Here is a 12308-nt window from a genome sequence, read left to right as displayed (position 1 = left end):
ACTGCCCGTTATGATGGGGATTATCTGTGGCAGTGGATTTATCTGTGGCAGTGGATTTATCTGTGGCAGGGGATTTATTTGTGGCGAGGGGATTTATCCCCGTTGGGCTGCGCAGCAGCCCCTCAACCGCGCCCGGGTATTTCTGGACAATCGAGTTGCCTGTATTGGGGCTGCTGCGCAGCCCAGCGGGGATAAATCCCCTCACTACAGGGAATCCATGTTCCCCGGTCCAGATAGGGAGCATGAGTCACTTCAAAGCCATGCAGTATTCCAGAGAGGGTAATCGCCGATACATTCCACCAGCCCAGCCCGCAGCGGATTATCAATGATGTAGTCGGCGGAGGGCCGCAGCTCTTCATTGTCACGAATCGCGCGGTCATGAAAGCCGCTTTGCCAAAGCGGACCAGAGGCTCCGGTCATGCTGTTGACGCGATGGGTGCATCGAGCTTTGGTGGCACCGATGACACGACTCAGATGGCCGTCGTGGAGTTGCAGCAACCAGTGAAAATGATCCGGCATCACCACCCAGGCTAAAGAGTTCACCAGACCAGAATCATGGGCGCATTTGAATTCTGCAACCAACAATCTTCCAACCTTCCAGTTGGCAAAAACAGGACGGCGCTGATGAGTAACGGCTGTCACCAGGTAGGCGCGCCCTTGTTCCGAATAACGTCCTCGACGCAAGCGATGTGAATGGGGGCGTGGATGCATTCCTTGCTTCCTTTGAGAGGGTTTGGATGCAGCGTAGCCATGCTGTTGTTTGATCGACGCTGAGAAGGTCGAGCGAATGCTCCGAAGCTTGTGTAGTACTTGTGATGTAGGGACTTATCTGTGGCGAGGGGATTTATCCCCGCTGGACTGCGAAGCAGTCCCCCAATTGCACCCCGGTGTATCTGGCAATTGAGTTATCTGCATTGGGGCTGCTTCGCAGCCCAGCGGGGATAAATCCCCTCGCCACAAAGGGATGCTACTGGCCAGGGCAGACCGTTGCCCACAATTTCCCCTCCCCCACGCCAACCACCGTCTAAGCTTCAAGCAAGTCCGATCAATCTGCTTAATGGATCAGTCGACTATGGGCGCTTTGTGGCAAACCGATTCGAATGAACCTGTGGTCCCGACTGAACGTATGGAAGAAGCGCCTTTACCTCAAAAAAAACGCCGCGCACGGCATGGCTGGCGGGCATTCTGGTTGTTGTTGCTGATTATCGTGGTGGTGGTCGGCCTCGCAGTGGCCAAGGAGATGCGCACGTCGCGGTTTCAGGCCCGGGAGCTCAGCAAGTATGCCGAGTCCCTGAGCTACTCGGTGCAGCCGGGGCCTAGCGATGCCATCGTCTACCCTGGCGCAGGCCCGTTCGACCGCCGCTTGGGCTACAGCGCACTGGGGGAGTTCCTGCCGCGCCTGCTCAAGCGTGACTACGTTATCCAGGCCCAGGCGCGGTTTTCGCCGGCGTTGATGGGCTACGTCGAAAAAGGCCTGTTCGTGCCCTACGCGGAAAAGATCCAGGCTGGATTGACCATCACCGACTGCCGCGCCGCGCCGGTCTATCAGTTCAAGTACCCGCAGCAGCTGTATGCGAACTTCGAAGCGATCCCGCCCGTGGTGGTGCAGAGCCTGTTGTTCATCGAGAACCGGTTTCTGCTCGACCCCAAGCAACCCTTGGCCAACCCGGCCGTGGACTGGCCGCGCTTCGGCATGGCGGCCTGGTCGCAAGTCGCCAAGCTGTTGAGCCTGCCGGGGCAATCCGCCGGGGGCAGCACCTTGGCCACACAATTGGAGAAATACCGTCACTCGCCTGAGGGCCTGACCGTGTCCGGCGCGGAGAAAATCCGCCAGATGATTTCCGCCAGCGTGCGTGCTTACCAGACCGGCCCGCAAACCCTCGAGGCACGGCAGCGGATCATCCGCGACTACCTCAACAGCGTGCCGCTTTCCGCCGTGCCGGGGCATGGTGAAGTCCACGGCATGGCCGAAGGCTTGCGGGTCTGGTACGGCGCCGACTTCAATCGGGCCAATGAACGCTTGGCCAGCACCGCGACCGATCCCCAGAGCCTGGCGGAAAAAGGCCTGGCCCTGCGGGAAATGCTGTCATTGATGATCGCCCAGCGCCGGCCGTCCCATTACCTGTCCAAGGGTCACGATGAACTGGCGCGCCTGACCGACAGCCACATCCGCCTGTTGGCACAGAACGGCGTGATCGACGCGGCGTTGTCGGAGGCGGCCCTGGCGAGCAAGGTCAGCTATCGCGACTGGGTCCAGGACCCCACCGTGCAGCCCAACGAAACCAACAAAGGCATCAGCGCCGCCCGCAGTCGCCTCGCCGCCCTGCTCAACCGTCCGCTGTACGACCTCGATCGCCTCGACCTGTCCGCCACCAGCACCTTGCAAAGCGATTTGCAGGCCCAGGCCACCGACTACCTCAAGCGCTTGGCCGACCCGGCCTTCGCGACCGAGATCGGCCTGATGGGAGAACGCCTGCTGACCCCCACCAGCACCACCCAGGTGCGCTACAGCTTCACCCTGCTGGAACTGACTCCCGATGGCTCGCGGGTGCGGGTGCAGACCGACAGCACCGACCAGCCTTTCGACATCAATGAAGGCAGCAAGCTGGAGCTGGGCTCCACCGCCAAGTTGCGGGTGCTCACCACCTACCTGCAGATCATCGCCGAACTGCACGAGCGTTATGCCCAGCAGACCCCGGCGGCGTTGAAGAAAACCGAAGTCGCCGAGCAGGATCGCCTGTCCCGCTGGGCCGTCGACTACCTCATCCAGAACACCGACCGCAGCCTGCCGAAGATGCTCGAGGCCGCGCTGGACCGGACCTACTCGGCCAGCCCCGGCGAGGCGTTCTTTACCGGCGGCGGGCTGCACACCTTCCACAACTTCCGCAGGGAAGACGACGGTCGCCTGCCCACGCTGCGCGACGCCTTGCGAGAATCCATCAACCTGCCGTTCATCCGCCTGATGCGCGACCTGGTGCGCTACGCCACCTATGCCGGGCCCAACAACAGTTCCGAACTGCTCAAGGACGACAAGGACCCGCGCCGCCAGGAATACCTGGCCCAATTCGCCGACCGCGAAGGCACCTCGTTCCTGCTCAGGTTCTGGAAGAAATACCAGAAAAAGGACACCGGCCAGCGCCTGGAAACGTTCCTCGACGGCATGCGCCCTACCGCTATCCGCCTGGCCGCCGTACACCGCTATTTCTTTCCCAACGACAGCCAGGAGAGCTTCAACCGCTTCGTGCGCGCCCATTTGAAGTCAGCCAAGAGCGCCGAAAAACTCACCGACGAACGCCTCGAACGGCTCTACCAAAACTATGGCCCCGGCGCCTATGACCTGCCGGACCAGGGCTTCATCGCCAAGGTCCACCCATTGGACCTGTGGTTGATGGGTTACCTGCTGAACAACCCCGACGCCAAGTTCAGCCAGATCGTCAAGGCCAGCCAGTTCGAGCGCCAGGAAGTCTACAGTTGGCTGTTCAAGAGCCGGCACAAGAGTGCCCGCGACAGTCGCATCCGTACCATGCTGGAGATCGAGGCCTTTTTGGATATCCACCAGCGCTGGCAGAAAGTCGGCTACCCGTTCGATCACCTGGTGCCGTCGCTGGCCACCGCCATTGGCAGTTCCGGTGACCGCCCGGCTGCGCTTGCCGAACTGGTGGGCACCATCCTCAACGATGGCATCCGCCAACCGGCGCTGCGGGTGGACAGCCTCGACTTTGCCGTCGGCACGCCTTACGAGACACGGCTGGTGAACAACCCGGACAACGGCAAGCGCGTGATGCCGGTGGAAGTGGCCCAGGCCTTGCGCGGTGCGCTGTCCCAGGTGGTGGATGCCGGCACCGCGAAACGCGTGGCCGGCAGTTTCAAGTTGGCCGACGGCACGCCGCTGGCCATGGGCGGCAAGACCGGCACCGGCGACAACCGCATCGAAGCCGTTGGCGCCGGTGGGCGGGTGATCAGTTCAAAGGCGATCAACCGCACCGCCACCTTCGTGTTCTACATCGGCGACAGCCATTTCGGCACCCTCACCGCCTATGTACCGGGCGCGTCGGCGCAGAACTTCAAGTTCACCTCGGCCTTGCCGGTACAAGTACTCAAGGGCATGGCGCCGTTTCTCTCGCCCTACCTGCAACCGGGGAGCCATACCCAGTGCAAGCCGTTGGTGGCGAGGCAATGAGTCACGGGAATGTGGTGCAAGTACCCTGTGGTGAGGAGATTTATCCCCTCTGGGCTGCGCAGCTGCCCCTAAAAAAGCACGCCATTAACCTGATCCACCGTGGTGTCGGCTTTCAGGGCTGCTGCGCAGCCCAACGGGGATAAATCCCCTCGCCACAAAGATCAGGGGTTGCCCTCAGATCTGGGGTTGCCCTCAGATCTGGGGTTGCCCTCAGATCTGGGATTGCCCTCAGATCTGGGGTTGCCCTCAGGTCAGGGGTTGACCCGAGATCAGGGATTGACCCGAGATCAGGGATTGACCCGAGGCACCGCGTCGAAGATCACGGTGATATGCCCCGTGAACAAACCGGACAACATGGGAGAAACCGGGAGAGGGACGAAGATGCGCATCTCAGCCGTCATGCCTGGCGTGGACGTAGCGTCATCCACCACTTCCTTAGGCACTTTTTCCAACCAAACGTTGTTGAACATGGTGACAGTGTGGATTCCATAAGTACCGTTGAACAACCAGGAATTCCCTTCAATGTAGGCATGGACCGAACCGTCGGTGTTTTTCACATCGAAGATCTGACGCACTGGGGACAACATTCTGTTCACAGGATTGAGATGCATGACTTCGTCCTTACCGAAGTCTGGATTTCGTGGCTGTACATGAAACTGCTTGTTCGGGATGTTCGCGCTGATATGGATCGATGAACGCGCGTCATCGCCAGCCCACGCCAGCGAAGAACCCATAGCTACAATGACCAGGGCAGCGATGGATACAAATTTTTCGAACATGGTTGAAACTCTTTTTATGGTTATGAAAATGCGGGAGTGCTGCCTGCGTCCCGCTGTTACAGGCAACACACACCACAAAATCAGGGGTTGACCCGAGGCACCGCGTCAAAAATCACGGTGAAGTCAGCGTTGTACACGCCTGGAGACAGTGGGCGAGTGGGCTGTCTCGCAACGACGACACGCATCTCAGCCTGGGTACCCGGTGTGGACGTGGCATCGTCCACGACTTCCTGGGGTCGGTTGTCCAGAGGCACGCCGTTGAATATCGCCCTCAGGGTCACATGCTCCACACCGTTGCTCAGATGGATGGCACCTGTCTGGTTGGCATTCTCGAGGTAGGCGTGGACCGAACCGTCGGTGTTCTTCACATCATAGGTATGGCGCAAAGAGGTGAGCTGGTAGGTCACCGGGTTGTAATGCATGTATTCATCCTTGCCAAACTCCGGATCCCGTGGCTGCACGTGGAATTGCTGGGTCGGAATGTTCGCCTCGATATGGATCGATGAACGTGCGTCATCGGCGCCCAGTACCAGCGACGAACTTAGCGCAGCAGCCCCCAAAGCAATAACGGACAAAACTTTCTTGAACATGCTTGATACCTTTTTGTAGTAATAAAAAGCGCAGGAGCAAACTTGCCCCCACCGTCACTGACCCAACACCCCCCCGTGGCGAGGGAGCTTGCTCCCGCTGGGTGGCGCAGCCGCCCCCGCTCTTCCCTGAAACACTGTCGGCCTCTGGACTGGTTGCGTCTGCTGCGCAGCCGAGCGGGAGCAAGCTCCCTCGCCACAGGAGTGCTGGTTCAAATGATCTTTGCCGCAGGGTTCGCGGTTGCTACGGCGCGGTGGCGTCGAACACCATGTGCACCGTGCCGTAGTAGTCCCCCGGCTTGTAATCGTCATCGGGCCTGATGGCGGCGATTTCCAGCGGCACCTGGCGTCCGGGCCGGGCTTCGGTGGCCGTGACCACCTGGGCCGAATCCAGGGTCAGTGCGACACCGTTGAAGGTCACCCGCAGATCGATGCGCTCACGTCCATTGGACAGGTACGCTTCTTCCCCCAGGCGGGCACCGATGGCACCGTTGCTATTCTTCACCTCGTAGGTGGCCCGCAACGGGCTGAGCTCGCCGGTGATGGTGCTGAAGGGCAAGCGCTGTTCGCGCTGGACCAGTTGCGGGTCGAGGGGCACCACATGAAAGTCGGCGGTGGGGATGGTCACGTAGACCTCGAAGGTTTCCCGTTCGACCGCGCCCCAGGCCTGGACCCAGGGCAATATAAGGGCGCTCAGTGCGAGGGGGCGTACCAGTGTCTTGAACATATTTGATTACCTGTGGCGTCAACGACGGTTCGGCGACGGCGACCGTCAACCTTTGATCTCGACGTTTTTCTGCTCGCTGCCTTCGATCAGCGTGAAGCGGTATTCACGCCCCGCCTCCTTGTCGAACGAAAACGTCCGACCGGCCATGATGTGGTGCTTGGTGGTGGGCCGGCACTCGTTCTCTTTCTTCGCTTCGCAGTCCTTGAACTCATCGATCACCAGCACGCTGTTGCCGTTATTGCGTATCTGGTAGCGATTGGCGCCGTCATCGATCACGGTCTCGAAGCGGGTGTCCTTGGGCCGTACGAAAAACACCGTGCCGTAGCCCGCCAGCACCTTGACCCCCGCCCCGACGCGCTCCTTCTTGTATTCCTCGCGCTCCTCCTTGGTGATGGCGAACTCGTCTTCGGCCTCCGGCACCACCGGCACGAAGCGCACGCGGAAGTACCGCTCCTTGTCGCGGTTCCCCATGAACAGCAAGCGCGTGCCCTGCACCCCGTTGGCCGGCACGATCAGCCGCGCCGGGCTGGCCATCAACCCGTCCTTGGCCTGGGCACTGGCCTGGTTCTGCAGCGGCACTTCCTGATAGGTGCCGTCCTCGTTATAGATAATCTCCAGGATGTTGACCTTGACGAACGCCGTGGACGTGCCGCCATTGAATATCCGCTTCATGTAGGTGGTCTTGTTGCCGTCCAGGTAGTCGTAGACCACCCCGACGCCGATCTGCGGACCGGCCTGGGCCACGCCGCAAAACAGATAGAGTCCAACCCATGCCAATAGATGTTTCATCGTTTTTCCAACCTCATGCATTTAACGCAACTCACTAAAAATCCTGGCCGACAGGCCGTTTAAACTTCCGAATCCCAGACCACGGTGACGTTGCCGGAGTAGGCCTTGGCGCCACTGTCGAGCATCTCTTCGACGCTGCCTTGCGCCACTTCGAAGTGCAGCATCCCGGGCCGGCGGTCGACGTAGAAGGTGGGCTGGAACAATTCGGTGCCACTGCCGTCACGCAACAACGGGCGACGGGCGACCGGTTGCCCGGCGGCATCCGTCAAACCCTCGGGCAGGGTCACGCTGACGTTCACCGGCACGGCGTGACCGGTGCCGGTTTCGGAAATCGCACAGGTGTTGCCGCTGATGGTCTGGCATTCGATGGCCATCTTGAAACGCGAAGACGCGGAGATGTGGAAACGCTGGTCGCGGAACAGTCGCGTGGGTTTGCGCCCGCTGTTCAGCCAGGCTTGCCAGCCTTCCTGGGGGACCAGTTCGACGCGGTTGCCGCCGGGGGGTACATCCACTTTGAGGGTGTGTTCGACGTCCAGCTTGAAATTGAGGGTGATCACCGAGTCGTTGGGGATCATGACGTCCCCCATGTCAAAGTCCTGCCCCGGCCCCACGCCATAGGACACTGAGCCCGTGTATTGACCGGATGACATTTTCAAGGGGTTGGGGGTGCGCAACTCGTAGGCAAAGTCCAGATGTAGGTATGACATGCTAGGAATCAAATAACTGGCCCTTTTGGCGCACACGCCTTCGACTGGAGTCTTCCAGAAGAAGTTATAGATCAAGCTGTTCAGGGTCCCGAAATTGGTGGATCGACATGGCGATGGCGCATACATCCAGCTAGAACCGCCCCATAACCTCCTGTGGGCGGTCGTGTTATCCACGCCGCCACCCACCAGTTCCACGACGCTGACGGGAAGTTGATAGCGCGAGCCAACGCCGGAAATGCGCACTTGAACTATCTCGGTTTCGCCAGTATCGGTATGGGTCACCTGGGCCAACCGCCAGGTGGCGGGCACATCGAACATGGCACCTTGCCGAGAACTCCCGTGGTTGGCCTGGATGGGGCCGGTCGAATCGAAAACGATGGGCACTTGAAGGCTGAACATCTTTTCCCGTTCGCATACCGCCGGATACAGCGCGCAATAACCCGATACCGGCGTGGTATTGAGAAAGGTGTTTTCATTGGGTTTCGAGGGGTCCGGCCTGAAGACGGCGGTGACTTCCTTGTTCACGGCACTGGCCGTGGATGCACAAGCCAACAACATCACCAAAACCATGCCTCGCACTGCTGGTAACTGCTTCATCTAAACCCCACCCTCAAATCGGCTCGGACTGGCCAAGCCATGCCTTTTAAACTTCCGAATCCCAGATCACCGTGACGTCGCCGCTATAGCGCGTGGCGCCGCCGTCCAGCATCTCTTCGACGCTGCCTCGGCCGACCTCGAAGTGCAGCATTCCCAACCGGCGGTCGACATATAAGCCCGGCTGGAACAACTCGGTGCCACTGCCATCGCGCAACAGCCGGCGCCGGTTGACCGGTTGCCCGCTGGCGTCCGTCAAGCCATCGGGCAGGGTCACGCTGACGTCCACCGGCACGGCGTGCCCGCTGCCGGTTTCGGTGATCGCGCAGGTATTGCCGCTGATGTGCTGGCACTCCAGCCCCATCTTGAAACGGGAAGAGGCGGAGATATGGAAGCGCTGGTCGCGGAACAGCCGCGTCGGTTTACGCCCGCTATTGAGCCAGGCTTGCCAGCCGTCCTGGGGCACCAGTTCCACACGGTTGCCGCCGGGGGGGACTTCGACCTTGAGGGTGTGTTCGACGGTCAGGTTGAAGTTGAGGGTGAGCACCGAATCATTAGGGATCATGACGTCGCCCAGGTCGAGGTCCTGGCCCGGCCCGATGCTATATGTCAGCGTTCCTGCGTATTGACCGGACGACATCCCCAATGGATTAGGGGTGCGCAGCTCGTAGGCAAAATCCAGGTGGGTGTAGCGCATTTCGGGGATCAGATAAAGGGCTTGTTTGGAACAAATTCCTTCTCGTGGAGTTTTCCAAAAAAACTCGTAATCCATAAAGCTGTAGATGCCAACACCAGTGATTCCACATGGGGTTGGAGCATTCACCCAGGAGGAGCCTCTCCATAACCTCTGATGGGCGACAAGGTCGCTCACGCCGCCACCTACTAGATTGGCCACACCTCCAGGAATTCGGTATCTGGAACCAATACCCGAAAAGCGCAGTTCAACGATTTCAGTTTCGCCTGTAGCAGTATGAGTAACCTGTGCTGGACGCCAGTCAACAGGTACTTTGAACATTGCCCCTTGTCGAACGCTTCCATGACTAGCCTGGATAGGGCCTGCCGAACCGAATGTAACGGGTAATCGAAGGCTGAACATCTTGGCCTGCGCGCACTGATCCGGATAAGTCGCGCAATAACCACTGACCGGAGTGGTATTGCGAAAAGTATTTTCTTGGGGTTTCGAAGCATCAGGCCTGAATATCGCAGTGATGTCCCGGCTCACGGCATTGGCAGCAGGCACGCAAGCAAGCAACAACAGCGAAACCACGCTGCGCACGGCTACCGATAAGGGTTTCATCTATACAACCTCATACATCAATGCGAATCCTTGCAGGTTTTGGTGGGGAAACTTCACTGTGGGAGCAAGCCTTGCTCCCACAGCTCAGGTCATGAGCGTTGCTTCGCCGGGTCAGTCGCAGCCAGCGAGCTGTCAGCCAAACTGTCCGGGGTGCAGCGCAGGTCGCCGATCATCAACACGTCGCCTTCCTCGGTGGCGGTTTCCGGGTCGAGGCGGAAGCGGCAGAACAACTCGTTGCCGTAGCGCACTTCCAGGGTCGGGGACGCGGCATTCATCTCCATGGAGAAGAACCCGTCCACCTCGCTGACGCCGCGGCTGGCGTGGTTGATCACGTGATGGCCCTTGAGCGGCTGGCCCTGTTCGTCCAGCAGGCGGCCGAGCACGGTCACGGTTTTCATCACGCTGACCTTGCGGTAGTCCACGCCGCCCTTGTTCAGGTGATAACGGGTGCGTGCCGGCTCGATGCTCGCCGCCGGCGGATGGACGCCCTCGAAGTCGAAGGTGACCATGCTGTTTTTATAAGCGGTGATCGGCACGAAGTTACGGCCCGGGTGCAACGTGGTGCTGCCGCCAGTCAGGTCGTCGGCACGCAGGACGATGTTGTCCAGGTCGGTCTCCACGTCAACGATCATCCCGGCGCCGCGACCTTGCGGCACCCCGGTGAAGGCGGCTTTGCGGCCGCCCACAGCCACCGTGCTGCTGAGGTTCAGGCCGCCGGTGAGGTTGTCGTTGTAGGACGAGCGCTGGATGAAGCCATCGCCGTAGAGCGAGTCGGTACTGAAGCTGGCGAGGCCGGACAGGCCCACGCCATAGGTATCGGCCAGCGCCGTGGCGGAGACGTTTTGCAACACGTGGTCCTGGAGGTCGCGGCGATAGGTCAGCGAGGCATTGTTGTCCCGGTCGCCTTCGCGGGAGGTGCGGGTGCCGATGCTGCCCGACCAGTATTCGCCCGGGCCGCCCAAGGCCACGCTGAGGCTCAGGTCCACGCCCCGATTGCGCCGGTCGTTGGTGCTCGAAGAGCCAGGACGGTCGAACACCGACAACCGCCAGTTGGCATCGCTGCCACGCAGCTTGCCGCGCTGGGTCCAGCCCAGGTCCAGGCCCGTGCCCTGGACATTGCCTTCGCTGTAGGCCAGCCGCCCGTTGAGGGAGGTCTTGTTGCTCAAGCGATGATTGACCGACAGCGACGAGTTGCTGGTTTGACCGACGTACACGTTGCGCTGGCGGATACGGGTGCCGTCCGGCAGGGTTTCGTAGGTGTTGCGGGTATCCAGCCAACTGCGGTTGTGGCTGGCCACGACGCTGCCATTGCCGTAGCTGTACATGCCCTGCAAGTCCATGCCGGTGCCGTACTGTTGGGTCTGGTAGACATTGGCGAACAGGCTGGTACTGCTGCCCAGCGTCCAGTCCACCGAAGTGCCCACTTGCAGTTTGTCCTGCACCTGACGCATCGAGCCCCCCAGGATCACCCGTGGGTGCAGCAGGTAATTGACGCCGAGGCCCGCCGTGGTGAAACCCGAGGGCTGGTCGTCCCAGTTGCTCCACAACCGGGTTTCCCGCCCGGCGAACAGGTTGTAGCGCCAGCGATCTTCCGTGCTGCTCCAATTGCTGGGTTTGTAGACCAGTTCCTGGCTGGTGGCGGTGGTTTGCCCGTCCTCGATCAGCCGGACTTCCACTTCGTAGATACCGCCAGGCAATGGTCGCGTGTCCAGGCTCTGCAGGCCGGCGCTGACGGCCTGGGTGTTGATCAGCAGGCCACTGCGATAAATCTCCACCGACGCCTGGCGGCTGGCGGTGACATAAATAGGGTAGACGCTGGGCTTGGGATTATCGACGACCAGGCTGTCGGAACTGCCGAACATCACCCCCAGCGCAGTGTCCGGGTTGGCGCCGAACGAACGGATCTGACGGTTCAGGCCATCGGAGCTGGGCGTGAAATAACCCAGGCGGAAAAAATGTCCTTCCAACTCTCGTTGGGTATAGAGCTCGTGGATGGCGTGGTAAGTCTTGTCGTCCGGCCCACCAAGACGCGAGAGCTGAAGGTCCAGGGATTGGCTCCAGTTGCCCACGCTGGAACTGGCGTTGAGGCCATAGCGTCCCCCGGTGTCCTGTTCCTGGCCACCATTGAGATTGAGTTGGTTATTGAAGATAAGGCCGAAGCTGCCCTCTTTGGGCTGGTCGTAAAAACGCCGGGGCTCGGTCGAGCGCTCGACGTCTTGGGTCAGGATCGACACCAAGGAGTTCTCGAGGCTGTAATGCACGGCCAGCAACCCCGCCGAACAATTGGTTTCACAGGCGCCGAGCGTGATGCCCTGCTTGAGGCGTTGTTCCCATTGCTCGCGTTCGACCGCCTTGATCGAACTCTCTTGGGTGTCGGTGAATTCAAGCAAGGTAATGCGATCATCGCGCGTCAGGACCACCATGGCTTCACCGAGATATTGTTGATTGAGTTCAATACGAACCGCGATGGGCACATCGAAGAAGTGGGACTCAAACTCCGCCGGCAGCCCCTTGGCCTGGGACAGCAGACTCTTCGGCGTTGTACCGGGGGCAGTCGGCGCGGCCAATGCGCTGGCGCACAGCAACAGCGCGAGCGCACCCGCGATGGGTGTCATCGGTAACATCAACGGACTCTCATAATCAGCGAG

9 protein-coding genes are annotated in these 12308 nt (G+C 60.3%); 1 reads left to right on the top strand and 8 read right to left on the bottom strand.

The genetic code is table 11. The features are described 5' to 3' along the window. Window positions 1-252: 252 nt before the first annotated feature. Window positions 253-711, bottom strand: a complete 459-nt coding sequence (locus tag BLP82_RS07210; RefSeq protein WP_092166329.1) for an REP-associated tyrosine transposase — start codon at window positions 709-711, stop codon at window positions 253-255. Window positions 712-1072: 361 nt separating this feature from the next. On the opposite strand from BLP82_RS07210, the gene BLP82_RS07205 reads away from it, so the two are divergent. Next, entirely contained in the window at window positions 1073-4180 is a 3108-nt protein-coding gene (locus BLP82_RS07205; protein ID WP_092166328.1) for a transglycosylase domain-containing protein, read from the top strand. Between the two features lie 287 nt (window positions 4181-4467). Here BLP82_RS07205 and BLP82_RS07200 read toward each other — a convergent pair whose 3' ends face one another. The 7 genes from BLP82_RS07200 to BLP82_RS07170 all read right to left on the bottom strand — a co-directional run bounded on the left by BLP82_RS07200 (window position 4468) and on the right by BLP82_RS07170 (window position 12284). Further along, on the bottom strand, window positions 4468-4959 hold the full coding sequence (locus BLP82_RS07200) for an adhesin (RefSeq protein WP_092166327.1): 492 nt from the start codon (window positions 4957-4959) through the stop codon (window positions 4468-4470). An 80-nt stretch (window positions 4960-5039) separates the two neighbouring features. Next, entirely contained in the window at window positions 5040-5549 is a 510-nt protein-coding gene (locus tag BLP82_RS07195) for a CS1 type fimbrial major subunit (protein ID WP_092166326.1), read from the bottom strand. Between the two features lie 241 nt (window positions 5550-5790). Continuing rightward, entirely contained in the window at window positions 5791-6273 is a 483-nt protein-coding gene (locus BLP82_RS07190) for a CS1 type fimbrial major subunit (protein WP_092166325.1), read from the bottom strand. 45 nt (window positions 6274-6318) lie between these two features. Next, window positions 6319-7062 carry a molecular chaperone gene (locus BLP82_RS07185; protein ID WP_170842277.1) on the bottom strand — a complete coding sequence of 248 codons (744 nt, stop codon included), beginning with the start codon at window positions 7060-7062 and terminating at the stop codon, window positions 6319-6321. Between the two features lie 59 nt (window positions 7063-7121). Beyond that, window positions 7122-8366 (bottom strand): hypothetical protein, encoded by a 1245-nt coding sequence (locus BLP82_RS07180; protein WP_092166323.1) that lies wholly within the window; start codon window positions 8364-8366, stop codon window positions 7122-7124. A gap of 46 nt (window positions 8367-8412) precedes the next feature. Next, entirely contained in the window at window positions 8413-9660 is a 1248-nt protein-coding gene (locus tag BLP82_RS07175) for a hypothetical protein (protein WP_092166322.1), read from the bottom strand. Between the two features lie 89 nt (window positions 9661-9749). Next, entirely contained in the window at window positions 9750-12284 is a 2535-nt protein-coding gene (locus tag BLP82_RS07170) for a CS1-pili formation C-terminal domain-containing protein (RefSeq protein ID WP_092166313.1), read from the bottom strand. Window positions 12285-12308: the final 24 nt, after the last annotated feature.

It is taken from the genome of Pseudomonas sp. NFACC37-1 (assembly GCF_900101575.1).
Taxonomy (GTDB): Bacteria; Pseudomonadota; Gammaproteobacteria; order Pseudomonadales; family Pseudomonadaceae; genus Aquipseudomonas; species Aquipseudomonas fluorescens_AA.
Note: the sequence above shows the minus strand (reverse complement) of the source record. Positions and strands in the feature narration are given on the sequence as shown.

What these genes read in the sequence shown, in the direction of transcription:
- BLP82_RS07210 (WP_092166329.1), bottom strand. Translation starts at nt 711, where the DNA reads ATGCATCCACGCCCCCATTCACATCGCTTGCGTCGAGGACGTTATTCG.
- BLP82_RS07205 (WP_092166328.1), top strand. Translation starts at nt 1,073, where the DNA reads ATGGGCGCTTTGTGGCAAACCGATTCGAATGAACCTGTGGTCCCGACT.
- BLP82_RS07200 (WP_092166327.1), bottom strand. Translation starts at nt 4,959, where the DNA reads ATGTTCGAAAAATTTGTATCCATCGCTGCCCTGGTCATTGTAGCTATG.
- BLP82_RS07195 (WP_092166326.1), bottom strand. Translation starts at nt 5,549, where the DNA reads ATGTTCAAGAAAGTTTTGTCCGTTATTGCTTTGGGGGCTGCTGCGCTA.
- BLP82_RS07190 (WP_092166325.1), bottom strand. Translation starts at nt 6,273, where the DNA reads ATGTTCAAGACACTGGTACGCCCCCTCGCACTGAGCGCCCTTATATTG.
- BLP82_RS07185 (WP_170842277.1), bottom strand. Translation starts at nt 7,062, where the DNA reads ATGAAACATCTATTGGCATGGGTTGGACTCTATCTGTTTTGCGGCGTG.
- BLP82_RS07180 (WP_092166323.1), bottom strand. Translation starts at nt 8,366, where the DNA reads ATGAAGCAGTTACCAGCAGTGCGAGGCATGGTTTTGGTGATGTTGTTG.
- BLP82_RS07175 (WP_092166322.1), bottom strand. Translation starts at nt 9,660, where the DNA reads ATGAAACCCTTATCGGTAGCCGTGCGCAGCGTGGTTTCGCTGTTGTTG.
- BLP82_RS07170 (WP_092166313.1), bottom strand. Translation starts at nt 12,284, where the DNA reads ATGTTACCGATGACACCCATCGCGGGTGCGCTCGCGCTGTTGCTGTGC.